18 protein-coding genes and 4 pseudogenes are annotated in these 22,347 nt (G+C 71.2%); 11 read left to right on the forward strand and 11 right to left on the reverse strand.

The window, feature by feature from the left end:
* Nucleotides 1-124 precede the first annotated feature (124 nt).
* From pepN to StrepF001_RS06885, 3 genes are all read right to left on the reverse strand, one after another.
* A complete protein-coding gene (gene pepN, locus StrepF001_RS06875) occupies nucleotides 125-2,611 on the reverse strand; it encodes an aminopeptidase N (protein WP_165396164.1) in 2,487 nt (828 codons plus the stop codon).
* Between the two features lie 217 nt (nucleotides 2,612-2,828).
* Nucleotides 2,829-3,179, reverse strand: coding sequence for a chorismate mutase (locus tag StrepF001_RS06880; RefSeq protein WP_129797346.1), 351 nt, complete (start codon nucleotides 3,177-3,179; stop codon nucleotides 2,829-2,831).
* 183 nt (nucleotides 3,180-3,362) lie between these two features.
* Complete coding sequence (locus tag StrepF001_RS06885; protein ID WP_240797294.1) at nucleotides 3,363-4,157, reverse strand: serine protease; 795 nt, start codon at nucleotides 4,155-4,157, stop codon at nucleotides 3,363-3,365.
* Between the two features lie 164 nt (nucleotides 4,158-4,321).
* Here StrepF001_RS06885 and StrepF001_RS06890 point away from each other — a divergent pair, with 164 nt between their 5' ends.
* Entirely contained in the window at nucleotides 4,322-5,218 is an 897-nt protein-coding gene (locus StrepF001_RS06890; RefSeq protein WP_129797347.1) for a hypothetical protein, read from the forward strand.
* A gap of 31 nt (nucleotides 5,219-5,249) precedes the next feature.
* Here the strand turns inward: StrepF001_RS06890 and StrepF001_RS06895 are convergent.
* Both StrepF001_RS06895 and StrepF001_RS06900 read right to left on the reverse strand, forming a co-directional pair.
* Nucleotides 5,250-6,160 (reverse strand): annotated as a pseudogene (locus StrepF001_RS06895) (SDR family oxidoreductase).
* A 1-nt stretch (nucleotide 6,161) separates the two neighbouring features.
* The gene (locus tag StrepF001_RS06900) at nucleotides 6,162-6,896 is read right to left on the reverse strand and encodes an SDR family oxidoreductase (protein ID WP_129797535.1); all 735 of its coding nucleotides are present in this window, start codon (nucleotides 6,894-6,896) and stop codon (nucleotides 6,162-6,164) included.
* A gap of 127 nt (nucleotides 6,897-7,023) precedes the next feature.
* On the opposite strand from StrepF001_RS06900, the gene StrepF001_RS06905 reads away from it, so the two are divergent.
* Genes StrepF001_RS06905 through StrepF001_RS06920 form a run of 4 tightly spaced genes read left to right on the forward strand, consistent with a single transcriptional unit; the run spans nucleotide 7,024 to nucleotide 10,413 of the window.
* Nucleotides 7,024-7,770: an enoyl-CoA hydratase family protein gene (locus StrepF001_RS06905; RefSeq protein WP_129797348.1), complete on the forward strand. Its 747-nt coding sequence runs from the start codon at nucleotides 7,024-7,026 to the stop codon at nucleotides 7,768-7,770.
* Entirely contained in the window at nucleotides 7,767-8,615 is an 849-nt protein-coding gene (locus StrepF001_RS06910) for a CoA-transferase (RefSeq protein ID WP_129797349.1), read from the forward strand. Before StrepF001_RS06905 ends, StrepF001_RS06910 begins: the two co-directional genes overlap by 4 nt.
* Nucleotides 8,612-9,355 (forward strand): CoA-transferase, encoded by a 744-nt coding sequence (locus StrepF001_RS06915; protein WP_129797350.1) that lies wholly within the window; start codon nucleotides 8,612-8,614, stop codon nucleotides 9,353-9,355. Before StrepF001_RS06910 ends, StrepF001_RS06915 begins: the two co-directional genes overlap by 4 nt.
* Entirely contained in the window at nucleotides 9,355-10,413 is a 1,059-nt protein-coding gene (locus StrepF001_RS06920) for a nitronate monooxygenase (protein ID WP_129797351.1), read from the forward strand. The genes StrepF001_RS06915 and StrepF001_RS06920 overlap by 1 nt, the downstream gene beginning before the upstream one ends.
* Here StrepF001_RS06920 and StrepF001_RS06925 read toward each other — a convergent pair.
* Genes StrepF001_RS06925 through StrepF001_RS06935 form a run of 3 tightly spaced genes read right to left on the reverse strand, consistent with a single transcriptional unit; the run spans nucleotide 10,397 to nucleotide 13,006 of the window.
* A complete protein-coding gene (locus StrepF001_RS06925) occupies nucleotides 10,397-11,554 on the reverse strand; it encodes an acetyl-CoA C-acetyltransferase (protein ID WP_129797352.1) in 1,158 nt (385 codons plus the stop codon). The two genes, StrepF001_RS06920 and StrepF001_RS06925, sit on opposite strands and share 17 nt — an antisense overlap.
* Before the next feature lie 24 nt (nucleotides 11,555-11,578).
* The gene (locus StrepF001_RS06930; protein ID WP_129797353.1) at nucleotides 11,579-12,193 is read right to left on the reverse strand and encodes a TetR/AcrR family transcriptional regulator; all 615 of its coding nucleotides are present in this window, start codon (nucleotides 12,191-12,193) and stop codon (nucleotides 11,579-11,581) included.
* 27 nt (nucleotides 12,194-12,220) lie between these two features.
* A complete protein-coding gene (locus tag StrepF001_RS06935) occupies nucleotides 12,221-13,006 on the reverse strand; it encodes an SDR family oxidoreductase (protein WP_129797354.1) in 786 nt (261 codons plus the stop codon).
* Nucleotides 13,007-13,056: 50 nt separating this feature from the next.
* Here StrepF001_RS06935 and StrepF001_RS06940 point away from each other — a divergent pair, with 50 nt between their 5' ends.
* The 4 genes and pseudogenes from StrepF001_RS06940 to StrepF001_RS06955 form a co-directional block, all read left to right on the forward strand.
* Nucleotides 13,057-14,244 (forward strand): acyl-CoA dehydrogenase family protein, encoded by a 1,188-nt coding sequence (locus StrepF001_RS06940; protein WP_129797355.1) that lies wholly within the window; start codon nucleotides 13,057-13,059, stop codon nucleotides 14,242-14,244.
* Nucleotides 14,241-15,245: an acyl-CoA dehydrogenase family protein gene (locus StrepF001_RS06945; protein WP_129797356.1), complete on the forward strand. Its 1,005-nt coding sequence runs from the start codon at nucleotides 14,241-14,243 to the stop codon at nucleotides 15,243-15,245. Before StrepF001_RS06940 ends, StrepF001_RS06945 begins: the two co-directional genes overlap by 4 nt.
* 326 nt (nucleotides 15,246-15,571) lie before the next feature.
* Nucleotides 15,572-16,456, forward strand: a complete 885-nt coding sequence (locus StrepF001_RS06950) for a TIGR04222 domain-containing membrane protein (protein WP_129797357.1) — start codon at nucleotides 15,572-15,574, stop codon at nucleotides 16,454-16,456.
* 10 nt (nucleotides 16,457-16,466) lie between these two features.
* Nucleotides 16,467-17,511 (forward strand): annotated as a pseudogene (locus tag StrepF001_RS06955) (DUF692 domain-containing protein); the annotation flags it as partial.
* 229 nt (nucleotides 17,512-17,740) lie between these two features.
* On the opposite strand, the pseudogene StrepF001_RS06960 reads toward StrepF001_RS06955, so the two are convergent.
* Nucleotides 17,741-18,037, reverse strand: a pseudogene (locus StrepF001_RS06960) (alpha/beta hydrolase); the annotation flags it as partial.
* On the opposite strand from StrepF001_RS06960, the pseudogene StrepF001_RS06965 reads away from it, so the two are divergent.
* Nucleotides 18,029-18,802 (forward strand): annotated as a pseudogene (locus StrepF001_RS06965) (acyl-CoA dehydrogenase family protein); the annotation flags it as partial. The pseudogenes StrepF001_RS06960 and StrepF001_RS06965 overlap by 9 nt on opposite strands.
* Here StrepF001_RS06965 and StrepF001_RS06970 read toward each other — a convergent pair.
* Nucleotides 18,774-20,414 carry a cytochrome bc complex cytochrome b subunit gene (locus StrepF001_RS06970; RefSeq protein WP_129797358.1) on the reverse strand — a complete coding sequence of 547 codons (1,641 nt, stop codon included), beginning with the start codon at nucleotides 20,412-20,414 and terminating at the stop codon, nucleotides 18,774-18,776. The pseudogene StrepF001_RS06965 and the gene StrepF001_RS06970 overlap by 29 nt on opposite strands.
* A gap of 77 nt (nucleotides 20,415-20,491) precedes the next feature.
* A complete protein-coding gene (locus tag StrepF001_RS06975) occupies nucleotides 20,492-21,214 on the reverse strand; it encodes a VWA domain-containing protein (RefSeq protein WP_129797359.1) in 723 nt (240 codons plus the stop codon).
* 144 nt (nucleotides 21,215-21,358) lie between these two features.
* Here StrepF001_RS06975 and StrepF001_RS06980 point away from each other — a divergent pair, with 144 nt between their 5' ends.
* Entirely contained in the window at nucleotides 21,359-22,264 is a 906-nt protein-coding gene (locus StrepF001_RS06980; protein ID WP_129797360.1) for a rhomboid family intramembrane serine protease, read from the forward strand.
* Nucleotides 22,265-22,347: the final 83 nt, after the last annotated feature.

Genomic DNA, 22,347 nt, shown 5'->3' on the forward strand with positions numbered 1-22,347 from the left:
TCTGCGGCGTGATCCGCCGGACGGGGCCCTACGCCTGCGGCATGATCCGCTGGACGGGCTCTACGCCTTCCGCGTGATCCGCCGGACGGGCTCTACGCCTTCCGCATGATCTGCCGGACGGGCTCTACGCCTGCCGTACTCGCAAGGCGCGGGCCAGATCGTCCAGTTGGTCGGCCAGCTTGCGGCGTAGGGCCGGGATGGGGTCGGCGTCGCGCAGGCACTCCTCGCCGAGGCGCAGGGTGTCGGTGTCGACGGCGTGGGTGGGGAAGGCCCAGCGGCCGGCGGCATCGGCGATGGCGGGGCCGCGGCGGGCGGCTACGGCGACGGCGTCCTCGTAGTAGCGCGGCACGTACTCCCGTACGAGGTCGGCCTGTTCGGGCTGCCAGAAGCCCTGGGCGGTGGCGGTGAACAGGTAGTTGGACAGGTCGTCCGTGGCGAACATGGCCTCCCAGGCGGTGTGCTTGGCGGCCGGGTCGGGCAGGGCGGCGCGGCAGCGGGCGGCGCCCTCCTGGCCGGTGGCGCTGGGGTCGCGGTCCAGCTCGGCCGCTATGGCCGTCTCGTCGGTGGCGCCGAGGACGGCGAGGCGGGCGAGGACGCGCCAGCGCAGCTCGGGGTCGAGTTCCGGTCCACCGGGGACGGTGCCGTCGGCGAGCCAGGCGGCGATGGTGTCGGGCTGGGCGGCGACGTCGATGAAGTGGCGTACGGCGAGCAGGCGCAGGCCGGGGTTGTCGCCGTCCTCCGTGCGGCGCAGCAGGTCGCGGCAGAGGGAGGAGATGGTGGTCAGGGCGGCGGGGCGGTCCTCGGGGGCGAGGTAGCGGTCGGTGATCTGGGTGGCGGCGAAGCCGAGGACGCCTTGGACGAGGGCGAGGTCGGTCTCGCGCGGGAGGTGGGCGCGGGCGGTGTCCAGGTAGGTGGTGGGCGGGAGTTCGCCGTCGCGGACGGCGTCCCTGAGGGCGTTCCACACCACCGCGCGGGTGAGGGGTTCGGGCAGGCCGGACAGTCCGTCACGCACGGCCCGGAAGGACTCCGGGTCGAAGCGGACCTTCGCGTAGGTGAGGTCGCTGTCGTTGAGCAGCAGCAGCGCGGGGCGCTTGCCGATGGGCCGGCCGTCGGTCTGCGGGATGTCGAGGTCGAGGCGTTCGCGCAGGGTGAGGCGGCCTTCGTCGGTGAGGTCGGGGTCGTAGAGGCCGACAGCGATGCGGTGCGGGCGGCTGCCGGTGCGTTCGACGGTGAGGGTGTAGGTGCCGTTGTCGCCGGTGACGCGTGGGGTGAGGGTGTCGACGCCGGTGGTGCGCAGCCAGGCGTCGGCCCAGGCGTGGACGTCGCGTTCGGTGGCGGCGGCGAGGGAGTCGATGAAGTCGGCGAGGGTGGCGTTGCCGAACCGGTGCCGGGTGAAGTGGGTGTTGATGCCGGCGAGGAAGTCCTTCTCGCCGAGCCAGGCCACCAACTGGCGTAGCGCGGAGGCGCCCTTGGCGTAGGAGATGCCGTCGAAGTTCAAGAGGGCGGAGGCGGTGTCGTTGACGGCTTCGGGGGCGACGGGGTGGGTGGAGGGGCGCTGGTCGGCGTCGTAGCCCCAGCCCTTGCGGACGACGCCGAAGTCGGTCCAGGTGTCGGTGAAGCGGGTGGCTTCGGTGAGGGTCTGGTAGCCCATGTACTCGGCGAAGGACTCGTTGAGCCAGATGTCGTCCCACCACTTGAGGGTGACGAGGTCGCCGAACCACATGTGGGCCATCTCGTGGGCGATGACCATGGCGCGGGTCTGCCGCTCGGTGTCGGTGACGGCGGAGCGGTAGACGAACTCGTCGCGGAAGGTGACCAGTCCGGGGTTCTCCATGGCGCCGGCGTTGAACTCGGGGACGAACGCCTGGTCGTAGGAGTCGAAGGGGTACGGTTCCTCGAACTTCTCGTGGTAGCGGTCGTAGCACGCGCGCGTGACGTCGAGGATTTCGTCGGCGTCGGCGTCCAGGTAGGGCGCGAGGGAGCGGCGGCAGTGGATGCCGAAGGGCAGGCCGCGGTGTTCGGTGCGCACGGAGTGCCAGGGGCCGGCGGCGACGGCGACGAGGTAGGTGGAGATCAGCGGGGTGGGCGCGGCCTTCCATACGCCGTCGGTGTGTTCGGTGATGCCGTTGGCGAGGACGGTCCAGCCGTCGGGTGCCTTCACCGACAGTTCGAAGACGGCCTTGAGGTCGGGCTGGTCGAAGGCGGCGAAGACCCGCTGGACGTCGTCCATGAACAGCTGGGTGTAGACGTAGGTCTCGCCGTCGGTGGGGTCGGTGAAGCGGTGCATGCCCTCGCCGGTGTGCGAGTAGCGCATGGCGGCGTCGACGCGCAGTTCGTGGTCGCCGGGGGTGAGGTTCTTCAGGGGCAGGCGGTTCTCGTCCAGGTTTTCCGGGTCGAGGGGCTGTCCGTCGAGGGTGACCGAGCGCAGCTCGGCGGGCCTGAGCTCGACGAAGGTGTCCGTGACGTCCTGGTCCGCGCGGACGGTGAACCTGATCACGGTACGGGAGTCGAAGGTCTCGTCCCCAGTGGTCAGATCGAGGTCGATCGTGTAGTGGCGGACGTCGAGGAGCTGGGCACGGGTCTGCGCTTCGTCGCGCGTGAGTACGGACATGGAGGACATGCTGCCTGATGGCACTGACAGGGGGACAGGGGCGGAGGGGTATACGGGCCTGCGTGGGGTCCCGCGCCGGTGGCGCAGGCCGGCCGGTGGCCTGGACGACCGGACCGCGCCCGGGCCACTGACGGGGAGTGCTCGTCGGCTGACGAGGAGTGCACGGCGCGCGATGCCCGCGTGGGTCCCTGGCCGTCCTGGGTGAGGTCGGCCGGGGTCAGTCGGGCGGGGACGCGGTGGCGTTCTCGGTGTCCTCGGCGATTCTCTCGTGGTGCCGGATGACCTCGGCGATGATGAAGTTGAGGAATTTCTCAGCAAAACCCGGGTCCAGCTTGGCGCTCTCCGCGAGGGCGCGCAGCCGGGCGATCTGCCGTCCCTCGCGGTCCGGGTCGGCGGGCGGCAGCCGGTGTACGGCCTTGAGGTGTCCGACCTGCTGGGTGCACTTGAAGCGCTCGGCGAGCATGTGGACGACGGCCGCGTCGATGTTGTCGATGCTGTCGCGCAGCCGGGCGAGCTCCTCGCGGACGGCCGGATCGACGTCACCGGTGGTGGTGTTGCTGGTGGTCATGGGCTCCCACCCTACGGGGCGGCGTCGCGAGCCGCGCCGATCACGTTGGGGAAGGCCATGTCCTCATGCCCGCCGGGCACGCCCGGCACGCGTTCCGTCTCACGGAAGCCGAGCCGAGGGGGAAGTCGGTTTTCCGGCGGAGCCGCACCCAGGGCGGGCGGCTCCGCCGTACGGTGGCTCGTCCTACAGCGCGGACGCCGCCCGGGCTATGTCCTTCGCGAAGTGGCTGACCTCGGTGTAGACACCGGGAACGCCGGTGCGGGCGCAGCCGTCACCCCAGCTGACGATGCCGACCTGGATCCACTTGCCCGCGTCGTCCTTGCGGAACATGGGGCCGCCGGAGTCGCCCTGGCAAGTGTCGATGCTGCCGCTCTGGTAGCCGGCACACAGTTCCTCCGCGGACACCAGGCGGTTGCCGTAGTGCCACTTGCACGCGCGGTCGCTGACGAACGGCACGGTGGCCTTCTGGAGCTTGGTCGTGCCGGTCCCCGCGCCCTCCTTCGTGTCGCCCCAGCCGGCGATGGTGAACATGCCGCGGTTGTAGCGGTTGGTGGTGGCGATCTTCAGCGTGGGCTTGTCGATGGGCCGGGCCAGCTTGATCAGCGCCCAGTCCTTGCCCGTGCCGTCGTAGCCCGGTGCCACCTTGACCTTGGTCGACTTGACCTTGATCGCGGCGGAGGAGTTGAGGTCGGCGACACCCGCGGTGACGGTGATGCGCGTGTTGTTGCCGGAGCCCTCCATGCAGTGGGCGGCGGTCAGAACGATGTCCTTCTTGTACAGCGCCCCGCCACAGCCCATGGAGAGGTGGACCATGAAGGGGAACTCGTTCTGTGCGGCGGGCTTTCCGCCGATGACGCGCGTGTCCGCGGCGTGCGCGCTGACCGGCTGGAGGCTGGCGACCGCGAGGGCGACGGCACCGGCTGCCGCGGCTCTCTTCGCCAGGGACAGGCCCGTTCTTCTCGTCGCGATATGGGTCAACGTACTTCCCTTCGTGGTGGATTGGGCGGCTCGCAAGTATGAAGATCGGATGGCGTGCATGACAAGGACAGATCTCACGCCCCGGCGGAGGAACCCGGCCGGCGAAAATCAGCTCTCACCCCCGTAGAGTGGAATCGGGTTCAAGGCGTCTTGGGGGTACGGGCGTGGCGAACGACGGACCGGTCGAGCACGGCTACCCACACCTTCAGACGGTGCGGGCCGCCATCACCGCGCTGTACAGGCGGCTGTCGTACGACACCGTCCAGACGTTCGCGACCAGCGTGGCCCCGGCCGACGTGGCCTTCTGCGACACCGACGACCTGTATCTGGGCGCCCAGCGGGTGGCCCGCGAGCTGGTGCGGCACTACCGGCTGCCGGACGCCCGCCTGATCGTCAGCTTCCGGGAGATGCAGCACGCGGCGAACGTCGAACTCGCCGCGGGCCCCGAGTACTTCGTGGAGTTGAACGACCGCTTCCGCACCCACCGCCGGGACATCGGCGCGGCGCTGGCGCACGAGGTGATGCATGTGTATCTGCACCGCCTGGGCCTGTCCTTCGACGGCACGCGGGACAACGAGATCCTCACGGACACGGCGACGACGTATCTGGGCGCCGGCTGGCTGCTGCTGGACGCGTACCGGGAGGACTCGGCGTCCAGTCAGAAGCTCGGCTATCTGACCCCGGAGGAGTTCGGGTACGTCCTCGCCAAACGCGCCATGGTGTTCGGGGAGGATCCGTCGACGTGGTTCACCAGCCCACAGGCGTACACGGCGTTCGTGGAGGGCAGGTCCCTGGCCCGCCGGGACGAGCAGCAGCCTCCGCTCACGGCGGCGGGCTGGGCGGGCCGCCGGCGCTACGCCCGCGACCGGCGGCACGCCCAGGACCGGCACGCCCTGGTCGCGGCGCCGGGCGCGCCGTACGCCTTCACGCCGGACGCGCGCGGGCCGCTGCGGGTGTCGTTTCCCTGCCCGACGTGTCACCAGCGGATCCGGGTGCCGGTGCGGGGGCGTGTGCGGGCGCGCTGTGCGCTGTGCAGGACTGTGCTGGAGTGCGATACGTAGGTGTGGCGGTGGTCGGATGTTGGTGCCGAGGTCAGTCCACTTGGCTCCCGTACACCGCCCCCGGAGCCTCCGCGGCGTCCAGCAGCCCGCGTACCGCCCCATCTACTTCGGCCACGTCCCACCGCGCCCCTTGTCGGTCTCGGCCCGCCGCCACCCCTCCATCACGGCGATCCGGCCCCCTTCCGCCTCGAAGATCCGCCCGGTGATCCCCGCGCTCGCGGCCGAGCCGAGCCAGACGACGAGCGGGGAGACGTTCTCCGGGGCCATGGCGTCGAATCCGCTGTCCGGCGCCGCCATGGCCGCCGCGAAGGTGCGGTCCGTCATCCGTGTGCGCGCTGCCGGGGCAATCGCGTTGACCTGTACGCCGTACCGCCCGAGCTCTGCCGCCGCGACCAGGGTCAGCCCGACGATCCCGGCCTTCGCGGCGCTGTAGTTTCCCTGTCCGACAGAGCCCAACAGACCTGCTCCGCTGCTGGTGTTGACGATCCGGGCCGCCGGTGTGCGGCCGGCCTTGGCCTCGGCCCGCCAGTGCGCTGCGGCATGTTTCAGCGGCAGGAAGTGGCCCTTGAGGTGGACGCGTACGACGGCGTCCCAGTCGTCCTCCCCGAGGTTGACCAGCATCCGGTCGCGCAGGAAGCCGGCGTTGTTGACGAGCGTGTCGAGCCGGCCGTACGTCCCCAGCGCGAGCTGGATCAGGGATGCCGCGCCGTCGGTCGTGGCGACGTCCCCGCCGTGCGCGACCGCTTCACCACCGCGTGCCCGGATCTCCGCGACCACCCGTGCGGCCGGACTGTCGGCTGCGGGTGCCCCGTCCAGCCCGACCCCGAGGTCGTTGACGACGACGCGTGCGCCCTCGGCGGCGAAAGCGAGCGCGTGGGCCCTGCCGAGCCCTCGCCCGGCCCCGGTGACGACGACGACCCGCCCGTCGCAGATTCGGCTCATCTCACCCCTCCTTGTGGGCGGTCGCGGCATCCAGGAACGCGGGCCGCTCCCCGCCCCCGTGCACGAGCAGGCTCGCCCCGCTGATGTACGAGGCGGCGTCGGAGGCGAGGAACACGGCGGCCGCACCGACGTCGGAGGGTTCCGCGAGCCGTCCGAGCGGAACCGTGCGCGACACCGCCGCGATCCCGTCCTTGCCCCCGTAGTGCAGGTGGGACAGCTCCGTTCGCACCATCCCGGCCACCAGCGTGTTGACCCGCACATCCGGCGCCCACTCGACGGCCATGGAGCGGGCGAGGCTCTCCAGTCCCGCCTTGGCGGCGCCGTATGCGGCCGAGCCGGGGGACGGGCGGCTGCCGCTGACGCTGCCGATCATCACCACACACCCCTTGGCCCGTGCGAGGTGCTCGTACGCGGCGAGCGAGGCGGTCAGCGGGGCGACGAGGTTCAGTTCGACGACGCGGGCATGCCGCTCGGCGTCGACGTCGGTCAGCAGCCGGTACGGAGTGCCGCCCGCGTTGTTGACGAGGACGTCGAGCCGGGGCAGCGCGGCGAAGAAGTCCCGTACGGCCCTCTGGTCGCGCAGGTCGACGGACACGAACCGGCAGCCCTCGAGCGGAGTGCCGGCCGGTCTGCGCGCACAGGTGACGACGTCGGCGCCCGCGTCGACGAAGGCCCGCGCGATCCCGGCGCCGACTCCTCGGGTGCCACCGGTGACGACGACGGTCCGGCCGGCCAGGCTCCGGCGCCGTGAGTTTTCCACAAGGGGTGCTTTGTCCACAGGGGCTCCCACTGCCGAACGGCGGCTGCTAGCTTCAAAGCCTCACACCTAACAAATGTTTGGTGGAAAGGTAGCTGATGTGCTCATGGGTGTCTCCACCTCGTCCCCGGGAAAGGGGATTTCCGTCGTCACGGTCGACCATCCGCCAGTGAACGCCCTGCCGGTGGCCGGCTGGTACGCCCTCGCGGACGCGGTGCGCGCGGCCGGCCGGGACACCGAGGTCCGCTGTGTCGTCCTGGCCGCCGAGGGGCGGGGCTTCAACGCGGGTGTGGACATCAAGGAGATACAGGCGCGGGGCGACAGCGCCCTGCTCGGCGCCAACTCCGGCTGCGCCGAGGCGTTCGCGGCGGTGTACGAGTGCGAGGTTCCCGTCGTGGCGGCGGTGCAGGGCTTCTGCCTGGGCGGCGGCGTCGGCCTGGTGGGGAACGCGGACGCGATCGTGGCGAGCGAGGACGCCGTCTTCGGCCTGCCCGAGCTGGACCGGGGCGCCCTCGGCGCGGCCACGCACCTGGCCCGCCTGGTCCCCCAGCACCTCATGCGCACGCTGTACTACACCTCGCGCACGGTGAGCGCGGCCGAGCTGCAGGCGCACGGCTCGGTGTGGCGGGTGGTGCGACGCGGGGAACTGCGGGCGGCGGCCCTGGAGTTGGCCCGCGAGATCGCTGCCAAGGACGGTCGGCTGCTGCGCCTGGCCAAGGCCGCCATCAACGGTATCGACCCGGTCGACGTGCGCCGCAGCTACCGCTTCGAGCAGGGCTTCACCTTCGAGGCGGGCCTGAGCGGGGTGGCCGACCGCGTCCGCAGCGGCTTCGGAAAGGACGTGCCCGAGTGACCGACAAGACGATGACCGCCGACGAGGCCGTCTCCCGGCTTCGGAGCGGTATGACCCTCGGCATCGGCGGCTGGGGCTCGCGCCGCAAGCCGATGACCCTGGTGAGAGCACTGCTCCGTACCGAGATCACCGATCTCACCGTCGTCTCGTACGGCGGTCCGGACGTCGGCATGCTGGCTGCCGCCGGCCGGATCCGGAAGCTGGTCGCCGCCTTCGCCACCCTCGACTCGATCCCGCTCGAACCGCACTACCGGGCGGCGCGCGAACGCGGGGCGTTCGAGCTGTTGGAGATCGACGAGGCGATGTTCCTGTGGGGGCTGCAGGCCGCCGCGAACAGACTGCCGTTTCTCCCGGTCCGGGCCGGCCTCGGTTCGGACGTGATGCGGGTGAGCCCCGCGCTGCGCACGGTGACGTCCCCCTACGAGGACGGCGAGACGTTGGTGGCCATGCCGGCCCTGCGCCTGGACGCGGCGCTGGTCCATGTGAACCGCGCGGACCGGCGGGGCAACGGGCAGTATCTGGGTCCCGACCCGTACTTCGACGACCTGTTCTGCGCGGCGGCCGAGCAGGCGTACGTCTCCTGCGAGCGGATCGTGGACACGGCCGAGCTGACGAAGGAGGCCGCACCGCAGACACTCCTCGTCCAGCGGCACACAGTGGCCGGCGTCGTCGAGGCCCCGAACGGCGCCCACTTCACCTCCTGTGCACCCGACTACGCCCGGGACGAGGCCTTCCAGAAGCACTACGCCGGCACGCCCTGGCCACAGTTCGCCGAGCGGTTCCTCGGCGGCGACGAGCCCGCCTACCGGTCCGCCGTCCAGGCCTGGCACAAGGAGCGGCCATGAGCGCAGAAGCGTCCGCACCCACCCGTGCCGAGTACTGCGTGATCGGCTGCGCCGAGGCCTGGCGCGGGGCCGGCGAGATCCTGGCGAGCCCCATGGGCCTGATCCCCTCCATCGGCGCCCGGCTCGCCCGCCGCACCTTCGCCCCCGACCTGCTGCTGACCGACGGCGAGGCGACGCTGGTGGACGTCGACGGCACACCTGAGGGCTGGCTGCCGTACCGCCGGCACCTCACCCTGGTCACCGGTGGCCGACGGCACGTGATGATGGGCGCGAGCCAGATCGACCGCTACGGCAACCAGAACATCTCCTGCATCGGCGACTGGACGAAACCCGCCCGGCAACTGCTCGGCGTACGCGGAGCGCCGGTCAACACGCTGAACAATCCGACGAGTTACTGGATCCCCCGTCATTCCCGGCGGGTGTTCGTCGAACGCGTCGACATGGTGTGCGGGGTCGGGTACGACCGCGCCGCCGCGCACCCGGAGACGGCACGCTTCCACCATCTGGCCCGGGTCGTCTCCGACCTCGGCGTCTTCGACTTCGCCACGCCGGACCACACGATGCGGGTGGCGTCACTGCACCCGGGGGTGAGCGTCGAGGAGGTGCGGGAAGCGACGGGCTTCGCGCTGACGGTCCCGCCCGAGGTGCCGCCGACCCGCGCGCCCACGACCGAGGAACTGCGCCTGATCCGTGAGGTGATCGACCCGGCGAACACCCGGGACCGGGAGGTGCGGACCTGATGGAGACGGCGCTCACCAGACTGGTCGGCGTACGGCACCCCGTCGTGCAGACCGCGATGGGCTGGGTGGCGGGCCCCCGCCTGGTCTCGGCGACGGCGAACGCGGGGGCGCTCGGCATCCTGGCATCGGCGACGATGACGCTCGACCAGCTGCGCGAGGCGATACGCGAGGTCGCATCGCGGACGACCGCACCCTTCGGCGTCAATCTGCGGGCCGACGCGGGCGACGCGGCCGACCGGATCCAGATCATGATCGACGAGGGTGTCCGGGTCGCCTCGTTCGCCCTCGCCCCCACCCCCGAACTGATCGGTGCCCTCAAGGAGTCGGGCACGGTGGTCATCCCGTCCGTCGGGGCGCGGCGCCATGCCGAGAAGGTCGCGGGGTGGGGCGCGGACGCGGTGATCGTGCAGGGCGGCGAGGGCGGCGGCCACACCGGCGAGGTGGCGACGACGGTGCTGCTGCCCCAGGTCGTGGACGCCGTGGACATCCCGGTCGTGGCGGCGGGCGGCTTCTTCGACGGGCGGGGCCTGGTCGCGGCGCTGGCGTACGGGGCGGCGGCCGTGGCCATGGGCACGCGGTTCCTGCTGACGTCGGACTCTGCGGTGCCGGACGCGGTGAAGGCGAGGTATCTGGCGGCGACGGTCAGGGACGTCACGGTCACGACGGCGATCGACGGCCTGCCGCACCGCATGCTGCGCACGGAACTGGTCGACGCGCTGGAGAGATCCGGCCGTACGACGACCCTGCTGCGGGCCATACGCAGGGCGGCCGGGTTCCGGAAGCTGTCCGGCCGCACCTGGCGCGGCATGATCCAGGACGGCCTCGCGATGAAGCACGGCAAGGACCTGACCTTCAGCCAGGTCCTGCTGGCCGCCAACACGCCGATGCTGCTGAAGGCGTCGATGGTGGACGGTCGTACGGACGTCGGGGTGATGGCGTCCGGGCAGGTCGCCGGGGTCATCGAGGACCTGCCGTCGTGCGCGGAGCTGGTGGAGCGGGTGATGGCGCAGGCCGAGGAGACGCTGAAGTCCTTGGAGCTGCTCAGATCCTCTCGATGATCGTCACGTTCGCCTGTCCCCCGCCCTCGCACATCGTCTGCAGCCCGAACCGCCCACCCGTGCGCTCCAGTTCGTGCAGCAGCGTCGTCATCAGCTTCGCGCCGGTCGCGCCGAGGGGATGGCCCAGTGCGATGGCACCGCCGTTGACATTGACCTTCCCGGGGTCGGCGCCGGTCTCCTTCAGCCAGGCCAGGACGACCGGCGCGAAGGCCTCGTTGATCTCGACGAGGTCGATGTCGTCGATGGTCAGGCCGGTCTTCTTCAGGGCGTGGGCAGTGGCGGGTATCGGGGCCGTGAGCATGCGGATCGGGTCCTCGCCGCGCACCGAGAGGTGGTGGACGCGGGCGCGCGGCGTCAGCCCGTGCTCGCGCACCGCCCGCTCGGAGGCCAGCAGCAGGGCCGCCGCGCCGTCGGAGACCTGTGAGGAGCAGGCGGCCGTGATCGTGCCGCCGTCGATGACTGGCTTCAGGGCGGCCATCTTCTCCAGGGAGGTGTCCCGCCGTGGCCCTTCGTCGGCGGCGACTTCCCCGTACGGCACGGTCTCCCGCGTGAACCGCCCCTCGTCGATCGCCTGCACCGCCCGCCGGTGCGAGCCGAGCGCGAACTCCTCCTGCTCCGGCCGGCCGATCCCCCACTTCGCGGCGATCATCTCGGCGCCGGCGAACTGGTTCACCGCCCGGTCCCCGTACCGCGCGCGCCATCCCTCGCTCCCGGCGAAGGGCCCCTGGGTGAAGCCCAGCGGCTCGGCGGCCTGCCGGGTCGCGTAGGCGATGGGGATCTGCGACATGTTCTGTACACCCCCGGCGACCACCAGGTCCTGCGTCCCGGACAGTACGCCCTGCGCCGCGAAGTGCACGGCCTGCTGCGAGGACCCGCACTGACGGTCCACGGTCACCCCGGGCACCTCCTCGGGCAGCCCGGCCGCCAGCCAGCAGGTCCGCGCGATATCCCCGGCCTGCGGCCCGACGGTGTCCAGGCATCCGAAGACGACGTCCTCGACGGCGGCCGGATCGACCCCGGCCCGCTGGATCAGCGCCTTGAGCACATGCGCACCCAGGTCGGCCGGGTGGACCCCGCTCAGTCCTCCTCCGCGCCGCCCCACGGGCGTGCGGACCGCTTCGACGATGTAGGCCTCGGCCATGTCAACTCCCTCACGAAAAAAGGGCTATTCACGTACGGCGATCCCGTCCAGCACCATCGACAGGTACTGCCGGGCGATCTCCTCCGGACTGTGCTGCCCGCCGGGCCGGTACCAGGACGCGGCGACCCACACCGTGTCCCGCACGAACCGGTAGGTGAGCCGGACATCGAGGTCGTCCCGGAAGACCCGGTCCGCGACGCCGCGCTCCAGCGTGGTCAGCCACGCCTTCTCGAACTTGCTCTGGGACTCGGCGAGGAAGGCGAACCGCTCCTGCGCCGCCAGCTGCCGGGACTCCTTCTGGTAGATCGCAACGGCGGCGCGGTGCCGGTCGATCTCCTTGAACGACTCGGTGACCAGGGCCTGGAGCGTCTCGCGCGGCCCGAGCCCGGCCTCCAGGACGGCGTCGTAGCCGTCCCAGAGCTCGTCCAGGAAGGTGTGCAGGATCTCCTCCAGCATCGACTCCTTGGAGTCGAAGTGGTAGTAGAGGCTGCCCGCGAGCATGCCCGCCTGGTCGGCGATGGTCCGTACGGTCGTTGCGTTGTAGCCCTGCTCGGCGAAGACCTCTGCGGCGGTGCGCAGGAGTTCGCGGCGGCGCGCCGGCGCGGCGCCGGTCACCTGGGGCTTCCTCTTGGTCGGCACGTGACCCATTGTGGTCTGCACCCGCGCTCAGGGATGCCGGCTGCTGACGGACACGACCTCTCCGGTCATGTACGAGGAGTAGCCGGACGCCAGGAACACGATCACGTTGGCCACCTCCCAGGGTTCGGCGTACCGCCCGAAGGCCTCGCGGGCGGTGAGCTCGGCAAGCAGTTCGGGCGTCGTCACCTTCGCCAGGTGCGGATGCATGGCGAGGCTCGGCGCGACGGCGTTGACCCGCACTCCGTGCGCGGCGGCTTCCAGCGCCGCGCACCGGGTCAGCGCCATCACGCCCGCCTTCGCCGCGGCGTAGTGCGCCTGGCCGGCCTGGGCGCGCCAGCCGACGACGGAGGCGTTGTTGACGATCACTCCGCCGCCGGTCGTGCGCATCGCCCGCAGGGCCGCCCGGGTGCACCGGAAGGTGCCGTTCAGCGTCACGTCCAGCACGCGGGACCACTGCTCGTCGCTCATGTCGACCAGGTCGGCCGTCCCGCCCAGGCCCGCATTGTTGACGACGATGTCCAGCCGCCCGTGCTCCCGTACGGCCGCCGCGAAGAGCGCCCGCACCTGGGCGTCGTCGGTGACGTCACAGGGGACGGCCGCCACCGCGCCCGCGAACTGACGCCCCAGCTCTGCCTCGTACTCCTTCAGCCGCCGCACATGTGCGTCGCTGATCAGCACGCGTGCGCCCTCCTCCAGGAACCGGCGGGCGGTGGCGCCGCCGATCCCCGCCCCGGCCGCCGCGGTGATGACGGCGGTGCGGCCGGCGAGCAGTCCGTGCCCGGGGACGTATGACGGAGCCTCGACGTCTGTCATGGCGCCACGCTAACCTACCAAACACTTGTTAGGGAAGGGAGCGGGGACCCATGGACCTGGACGAGTCGGCCGAGGAGCAGGTGTTCCGCGCACAGGCCCGGCAGTGGCTGCGGGCCCACGTGCCCGCCGAGCCGCCGGCCTCACTGGAGACGGAGGAGGGCTTCGCCGAGCACCGGGCGTGGGAGGCGCGGCTGTACGCGGACCGCTGGTCGGTGGTCTCCTGGCCCAAGGAGTACGGCGGCCGGGGCGTGGACCTCGTCAAGTGGCTGATCTTCGAGGAGGAGTACTACGCGGCGGGCGCTCCGGGCCGGGTCTCGCAGAACGGCATCAGTCTGCTGGCCCCCACCCTCTTCGACCACGGCAGCAGGGAGCAGCAGGCCCGGATTCTGCCGCCGACGGCGAGCGGCGAGGTGATCTGGGCGCAGGCGTGGTCGGAGCCGGAGGCGGGCTCGGACCTGGCGTCCCTGACCTCCCGGGCCGTCCGCACCGACGGTGGCTGGCTGCTGTCGGGACAGAAGACCTGGTCCTCCCGCGCAGCCTTCGCCGACCGCGCCTTCGGCCTGTTCCGCAGCGAGCCGGGCACCCCGAAACCCCACCACGGCCTGACGTACGTGATGTTCGACCTGCACGCCCCCGGCGTCACGGTCCGCCCCATCGCCCGGCTGGACGGCAAGCCCGCCTTCGCCGAACTGTTCCTGGACGATGTCTTCGTCCCGGACGAGGACGTCATCGGCGAGCCGGGGGAGGGCTGGCGGATCGCCATGTCGACGACCGGCAACGAGCGGGGCCTCACGCTGCGCTCCCCCGGCCGCTTCCTGGCCGCCGCCGACCGGCTGGTCCGGCGGTGGCGCGCCACCGCCGGCCCCTCCGACACGGCACTGCGCGACCGGGTGGCGGACGCCGTGCTCGGCGCCCGCGCCTACCACCTCTTCACCTGCGCCAACGCCTCGCGCTTCGCGGCGGGCGAGTCGATCGGCGCCGAGTCGAGCCTGAACAAGGTGTTCTGGTCCGAGTACGACATCGCGCTGCACGAGACGGCGCTGGACCTGCTGGGCCCGGAGGGGGAGGTGTCGGACGGCGACTGGCAGGAGGGGTACGTCTTCTCCCTCGCCGGTCCCATCTATGCGGGCACCAACGAGATCCAGCGGGACATCATCGCCGAGCGGCTGCTCGGCCTGCCGAAGGGACGCCTTCCCCAAGATCCCGGCCTCACGCGAGCAGGAAGGATCCCCGGATGAGGTTCCTCCTCGACGCCGAGCAGGCCGAGTTCGGACGGACACTGGACCGGATGCTGGCCGCGGCCGGCACGCCCGGTGTCGTACGGGCGTGGGCGGCCGGGGACCACGGGCCGGGGCGTGCGCTGTGGTCGCGGATCGCGGAGGCGGGGGTGTTCGCGCTCGCGGTGCCGGAGGCGTACGACGGGGTGGGCCCACTGCCCGTGGAACTGGCCGTGGCTTACGTGGAGTTGGGGCGACACGCGGTACCAGGCCCGGTGGTGGAGACGGCCGCGGCTGCGACACTGCTCGGTGAGCTTCCCTCCGTCGCCAAGGAGTGGCTGCCGCGGATCGCCTCCGGCGAGGCGGTGGTGTCGCTGCGGCTGGACGAGGCCGACGCCTTCTGTGGTCCGTACGCACTGGACGCGGACGCCGCCGACGCGGTGATCACGGTCAGCGGTGACGAGCTCAGGCTCGCTCCCGGTCACGGTCCGCTGCAGGCGTCCGCCGATCCGGCGCGGCGCCTGTTCCGCCCGCTGGACGGCGGCGAACTGCTGGCGAGCGGTCCCGCCGTACGCGAGGCGGCGGCGCAAGCGGCCGACCGGGCGGCGTTCCTCACGGCAGCGCAGTCCCTGGGAGTCGGCCTGGAGCTGCTGCACCGCACCGTCGAATACACCAAGCAGCGCATGCAGTTCGGCACGCCCATCGGTTCGTTCCAGGCGGTCAAGCACCGGCTCGCGGACACCCTGCTCGCCCTGGAGTTCGCGCGCCCGCTGCTGTTCGGCGCCGCGCTGTCGACGGCCCCGGCCGACATCGCCGCCGCCAAGGTCACCGCGGGAGAGGCCGCGTACACCGCCGCGCGCACGGCCCTCCAGCTCCACGGAGCGATCGGCTACACCGAGGAGCTCGACCTCTCCCTGTGGCTCCGCAAGGCGCGCCCGCTGCGTGACGCGTGGGGGACGCCGGGGGCATGCAGGGCCAGGGTGCTGGACGCGCAGGTGCCGGGCTTGCAGCACGCACCCTGAGCGCGATCCGGCCTGCCTCGTCGGTCAGGGCCGGAGCGCTGGTGGAGGCAACTGCCGAACATCGAGCCGTGAACGAAGCGGCCACGGGCGATGAGGAAAGCCGCTCCCGCTTACCCCAGTCCCCCGTGTCGGTCAAGCGACGAGAATCCGTGGCTCGTCGGCCCACGCGTGTCCGGAAATGCTGGTCTCGAAGAAGGTGACATGGCTGCCCGCCTCGGCCCAGGCCAGGGCGGCCTCTGGTCCAGCGAAGGAACGCCCATGGAGAGACGTCTCGCTCCCCCCTCCACCCGCCCATCCGCGCTCGTCGCCCTGGCTCCTCTACCGACATGAACAACGTCGAGCTGTGGCTCCTGGCCATCGGGTACCTTGCTGCCGCCGCAATGATGGCGCAGCTGGTCGTGGACGGACGGCGCGCCCGCCGTCCACGCCTGTCCGCAGTCTCCGCCAACAGAGCCTCCAGGGCCGCGGAGGCTCGTGGCAACGCGCTGCTCCATGCGGCCTTCCTCGCAGGCGGGCCGCGTCGGGTCGCGAACACGGTACTGGTCGCCATGCAGCGTGACGGCCGGCTGCACATCTCCCGGGGCGGCAGGGTCACCAGGGCGCCGGGAACGTCGTACAACGCGGTGGAAGGCCATGTCGTCGGAGCGCTCCGGGAGGGGGATGCGACGACTGCGGCGGCGCTGCGCGACCGTATGGTGCGCAGCGCCGCGATGCGCGACATCGGTACCGCGCTCGCGAGGGCCGGGCTGCTGGTCGAGCCAGCCCTGCGTAAGCGGATCATCCGTCGCAGGTGCATCCTGGTCGTCCTGCCGGCGGTCGTGTCGGTGGTCGGCTTCCTGTCGACGGGAGGCGACACCGCCGCAGTGGAGGCCATGACGGTTCTGCTGGTCCTCATGGTCGGCGGCCTAGCCGTGGCCCTCGTCCAGACGTCGAAGCGGCGGATGTGGCGCACCACCGCCGGAGAGGACCGTCTCGCGGCCATGCGCCGGGATCCCACGGCGGCGTTCCCCGGGATCGACCCAGTACTGGCCGGGGTGGCCCTGCTGGGTCTGGGGCAGCTGTCCGATCCGGAACTGCAGGCAGGCATTCTGGGCCACGGCCGGTCCGACAAGGACGGCCCGGGTGGCTCCTGCGGCTTTGGAGCGTCCTGCGAAAGCAGTGGCTGCGGAGGCAGTGGCTGCGGAGGCGGCTGTGGCGGCGGCGGCGACTGATCCCTCGGCGATGCGCCGACTGGGCTTCGGCATCGGCTGGCGGCCGGAGATCGACCTGACCATCGAACGACTGCCCAGGGCCGAGTTTTTCGAAGTCATCGCCGAGAGCCTCTGCCCCGGCCACCTGCCCGCTTCCCTGGCGGCCCTGCGGGCCCGGAACGTACCCGTGGTCCCGCACGGGGTGAGCTTGTCCCTCGGGGGTGCCGAACGCCCTGACGCACACCGGCTGCAGCATCTGGCCCAGTGCGCCGAGATCCTGGACGCCCCGCTGGTCAGCGAGCACCTGGCCTTCGTACGCGGCGGCGGCCTCGAGGCAGGACACATGCTGCCGGTGCCCCGCACATGGGAGGCGATGGAGGTGGTGAGCGAGAACATCCGGATCGCACAGGAATCCCTTCCGGTGCCGCTGGCGCTGGAGAACATCGCCGCTCTCTTCGCCTGGCCGGATGCGGAGCTCACGGAAGGGCACTTCCTCGCCGAACTCATCGACCGCACCGGAGTGCGGCTGCTGGTCGACGTGGCCAACCTGCACACCAACCACGTCAACCTCGGTCAGGACCCCGAGCAGGTACTGGACGAACTGCCGCTGGAGCAGCTGGCCTACGTCCATGTCGCCGGAGGCGTCCTGCGGGACGGCCTGTGGCACGACACCCACCGGCACCCGGTGACCGCCCCCATTCTGGACGTGCTGGCCTCGCTGGCCGAACGGACCGACGTCCCGGGCGTCCTGCTCGAGCGCGACGGCGACTATCCCACCGCAGCCGGCCTCGCAGAGGAACTGGCCGCGATCCGCACCACCGTGGAAGGCGCCCGTGCCCGGCACGCCGCATCCTGACGCGGCCCGCGCCCGGCTGGCCGCAGCCGAGGCCCAGCTCATTGCCGCGCTCGTGACCGGCGCCCCCGCACCTGCCGACTTCGACAGCGGGCGCCTGCGCGTCCAGAGGGCAGCACTGATCGCAAAACGACGCGACGGCGTGACCCGGGTTCGGCCCGAGCTGAGTCAGGTGCTGGGGCCGCGGTTCTCTGCCCTGTTCCACGCCTATGCCACCACACGTCCCAAGCCGGCCCACGGTGGCAGCACTGCGGACGGGCAGGCGTTCGTCCAGTACCTGGCCGCACACGGCCGGCTGCCCGAACAGATCATGTCGCCACGGCCGGGGACCCGGCTGCGCCGCCTGGTGCGCCACTTGTCATCCCGCCGGTGACCAGCCTCTTGACCAGGCCGCATGCGAATCAGGCACCGGGTCCGGGGGCGGGTTCCGTATCAGTGGGAAACAGGGGGACTCAGCTGCATCGTGTCCCATCCGCAGGTGAACGGCCCTCGATCAGGTAGGTGTCCACGGCGTTGACCACGCACGCGTTCTTGGTGCGGCGGGCATAGGCGCCGTGGCCGTCGCCGTCGTAGGTCAACAGCACCCCGGAGTCCAGCTGCTCGGCCAGCTCCTGGGCCCAGGCGTACGGGGTGACCGGATCCCGGGTGGTGCCCACCACCAGGATCGGCGCCGCCCCGCCGGCCTTGATCTCGCGCGGTTCGCTGACCGGCTCGACCGGCCAGTCCGCGCAGGACAGCCCGGCCCACGCCCCGTCGAAGTCGCCCTCGCTTTCGTGGAGTTGGGGCGGCATGCGGTGCCGGGGCCGTTGGCGGAGACGGTCGCGGCGGCCGTACTGCTCACCGAGCCGGACGCTCTCGCCGAGCGCTTCCTCCCCCGGCTGGCAGCAGGCGAGTCGATGGTGACGCTGGCGCCCGAAGGGTCGTACGCCCTCGACGGCGGCGCGGCGACCACCCGTCTCTCCCTCGCACCCGACGGCCTGCGTCTGGCCCCCGGCCATGCGCCTGCGCGCCCCTCCCTCGACCCCGCCCGCCGCCTCACCCCCCTCCTGACCGGCGGTGAACTCCTCTCCCCCGCCCCGCCGGCCGACCGCGCCCTCACCTGGGCCCGGCTCGCCACCGCCGCCCAGGCCCTCGGTGTGGGGCTCGCGCTGCTGGACCGGACGGTCGCCTACGTCAGGCAGCGCACACAGTTCGGGGCCCCCGTCGGCTCGTTCCAGGCGGTCAAGCACCGGCTGGCCGACGCGAAGATCGCCCTGGAGTTCGCGCGGCCGCTGGTCTTCGGCGCCGCGGTGACGATGAGCCCGGCCGACGTGGCCGCCGCGAAGACGGCGGCCTGCGAGGCGGCGTACACCACGGCCCGGACCGCCCTCCAACTGCACGGCGCGATCGGCTACACCGCGGAGTACGACCTGTCCCTCTGGCTCACCAAGGCCCGCGCCCTGCGCACCGCGTGGGGAAGCCCCGACGAGTGCCGGACCGTCGTCCTCAATGATCGTGCCCGCCCCTGCGGGTGATCTCCCGGTACTCCTCCCGGGTCGGCTTCGGTATGTGGCTGTCGGGCCCGAACATGGCCCGGGCCAGCCGGGCCCGCACCCGCTGGGAGACCGTGACGGGACGGGGCACGCCGTTTGTGTCGACGCGCGGGCCGATCTCGTACGGCGCCGGCTGCTCGTGCTGGGTGAGGGTGAACCGCTGGTCCTGGGCGAGGGGTTCGTGGACCTCGATGTACTCGCCGTGCGGCAGCCGCTTGATGGTGCCGGTCTCCCGGCCGTGCAGCACCTTCTCCCGGTCGCGGCGTTGCAGGCCCAGACAGATCCGCTTGGTGACGTAGAACGCCAGCACCGGGGCGACGAAGAACGCGATCCGCACGAACCAGGTGATGGCGTTGATCGACAGATGCAGATGCGTCGCGATGATGTCGTTGCCGCCGCCGATCAGGCACACCACGTACAGCGTGAGCCAGGCGACGCCGAGCCCCGTGCGGACGGGGGCGTTGCGCGGCCGGTCCAGGATGTGGTGCTCGCGTTTGTCGCCGGTGATCCACGCCTCGATGAAGGGGTAGACCCCGATGGCGGCCAGGATCAGCGGGAACAGCGAGAACGGGATGAAGACGCCCAGGACCAGGGTGTGGCCGAAGGCGCTGATCTCCCATCCCGGCATCACCCGGATCAGGCCCTCGGAGAAGCCGAGATACCAGTCGGGCTGGGCGCCGGTGGTGACGAGGTCGGGGCGGTAGGGGCCGAAGGCCCACACGGGGTTGATCTGCGCGAGGCCGCCCATGATCGTGAGCACGCCGAAGACCAGGAAGAAGAAGCCGCCCGCCTTGGCCATGTAGACCGGCATGAAGGGCATACCGACGACCGACTTCTGGTCGCGGCCGGGGCCGGGGTACTGGGTGTGCTTGTGGTAGAAGACCAGGATCAGATGGGCCACGACCAGGCCCAGCATGATCCCGGGCAGCAGCAGGATGTGGATCGGGTACAGCCGCGCGATGATGTCGGTGCCCGGGAACTCCCCGCCGAACAGGAAGAACGACAGATACGTCCCCACGATCGGGATCGACAGGATCGCGCCCTGGGCGAAGCGGATGCCGGTGCCGGACAGCAGGTCGTCGGGGAGCGAGTAGCCGGTGAGGCCGGTGATGATGCCGAGCATCAGCAGGGTCCAGCCGAACACCCAGTTGATCTCGCGCGGTTTGCGGTAGGCGCCGGTGAAGAACACCCGCATCATGTGCACGAGCATGCCGGTGACGAAGACCAGCGCCGCCCAGTGGTGGATCTGCCGGATCAGCAGCCCGCCGCGCACATCGAAGCTGATGTCGAGGGTGGACTCGAACGCCTTGGTCATCACGACGCCGTTGAGCGGTGTGTAGGACCCGTCGTAGACCACCTCGGCGCTGCTCGGCTCGAAGAACAGCGTGAGGTAGACGCCGGTCAGGATCAGTACGAGGAAGCTGTACAGGCAGACCTCGCCCAGCATGAACGACCAGTGGTCCGGAAACACCTTGCGCATATTGGCCTTGGCCAGCGCGTACAGGCCGAGCCGTCCGTCGGCCCAGTCGGCCACTCGCTCGCCGCGGCCGGGCGTGCCGGCCCGCGCGGTCCCCGATCGTGCGCCGTCACTCATGAGCTGCGTCGCCTCCCCGTCGGATCATCCTCAGGGTGACACGGCGTCCGGCTCAAGCCAACAGTGCTGCGGACGACTCAGGTTCGTACGATCCCCCGTGCCCGCGCGGCCGCCAGCCACTGGGGGAAGTCGCCCACCAGCCGGTCGTACAACTCGGCGTCGGACACCGCCCGCGGATCCGCACCGGCGTGGAAGAACCCCGCGTTGTCGACGACCCGCTTGTCCGGCACCGGCAGCTCGTCGAGCTTGCGCAGGAACTCGAACTGCCGGCTGTTCGGATCGCCGAAGCCGATGAACTGCCAGAACAGCGGCAGCCGAGCCGCCTTGCACAGATAGCGCTCCGCGGCGAGCTTGTTGATCGGCCCGCCGTCGGTCTGGAAGACGACCAGGGCGGGATCCGTGGAGCCGCTGTCCAGATAGTGGTCGATGACGGTGTCCATCGCCAGGTGGTAGCTGGTCTTGCCCATGTGCCCGAGTCCGGCCACGATCCGCTCGATGCGCCCGCGGTGGTCGGCGAGCGCGATGTCGGTCTCCGCGTCGACGTCCGTCGAGAAGAACACCACCGGCACCCGGCCGTCGTCGTCGAGGTGCGCGGACAGCCCCAGCACCCGGTCGGCCAGCGCCTGCACGCTGCCGTCCTTGTAATACGGCTTCATCGAACCCGAGTAGTCGACCACCAGGTAGACGGCGGCCCGCTGCCCGTCCAGCCCGTGCCTGGCGAGCGACACCCCGGCGCTCTTGTAGAGACTGACCAGTGCGGGTGCGGTTTCCTCGACCTTGCTGAGACTGATCGCCGCCATGCGGGCTCCCCCTTCGCTCACCTGGACCGACGCCGAGGCTACGGCACCGCGGCCCCACCTCTCCCCCTGTCCACAGGCGTTCGCTATTTTGATCGCCGCCGCCCCGCCGGCTCGCCGTCCGTTCACCCCCAAGAGGAGCCGGCTGTGGAACCCGAGTCCGCCGTCACCACCTGCTATCGCCACCCCAAGGTCGAGTGTCACGTCCGCTGCACCCGCTGCGACCGGTACATCTGTCCCGACTGCATGCGGGAGGCGGCCGTCGGCTTCCACTGCCCGGAGTGTGTGAAGGAGGGCACGCGCTCGGTACGTCAGGCGCGCACGGCCTTCGGCGGCCGGATCACGGCCGTGCCAGTGGTGACGTACGTCCTGATCGCACTCAACGTCCTCGCCTACCTGGGCGAGTTGGTGCGTCCGGAGATCGTGGACCGGTTCGGGATGCTGGGTGCCGGGCTGGCCGGGCCGGACGGTGGGCACTATGTGTGGCAGGAGGTGTACCCGCCGGGCTTCGCGGCCGAGGGCCTCGTCGACGGGGAGTGGTGGCGCCTGCTGACCGGCGCGTTCCTGCATCTGCCGCCCACCGAGGGCACGTTCGGGATCCTGCACATCGTGATGAACATGGCGGTGCTGTGGAACCTCGGCCGGACGGTGGAGCATCAGCTCGGCCGGGTCCGCTACCTCGCCCTCTATCTGCTGTCGGCGCTCGGCGGCTCGGTCCTGGTCCTGCTGCTCGCCCCCGACGTCCTCACGGTCGGCGCGTCCGGCGCGATCTTCGGCCTGGGCGCCGCGTACTACGTGATGTCCCGCCGCCTCGGCTACGACATGAACGCCGTCAACCGTTTCATGGCGGGCCTGCTGCTGTGGCTGGTGATCTCCGCGGCCTTCACCTCCTGGGAGGGGCACCTGGGCGGGCTGCTGGCGGGTGGGCTGGTGACGCTGGCGTTCGCGTACGCGCCGCGGGAACGGCGTTCGCTGGTGCAGGCGGGGGCGGGTGTGGCGCTGCTGGTGCTGCTGGCGGTCCTGGCGGTCGGGAAGGCCACCGCCCTGACGTGAGAAAAAGGCGACGGCGCCTGCCCAGTCGTCCGGTCGGGGACAAGAGGCAGGCGCCGTCTGTGTTCCGTACGCCTTTGTACGGG

This window comes from Streptomyces sp. F001 (genome assembly GCF_004187715.1).
GTDB lineage: Bacteria > Actinomycetota > Actinomycetes > Streptomycetales > Streptomycetaceae > Streptomyces > Streptomyces flavusporus.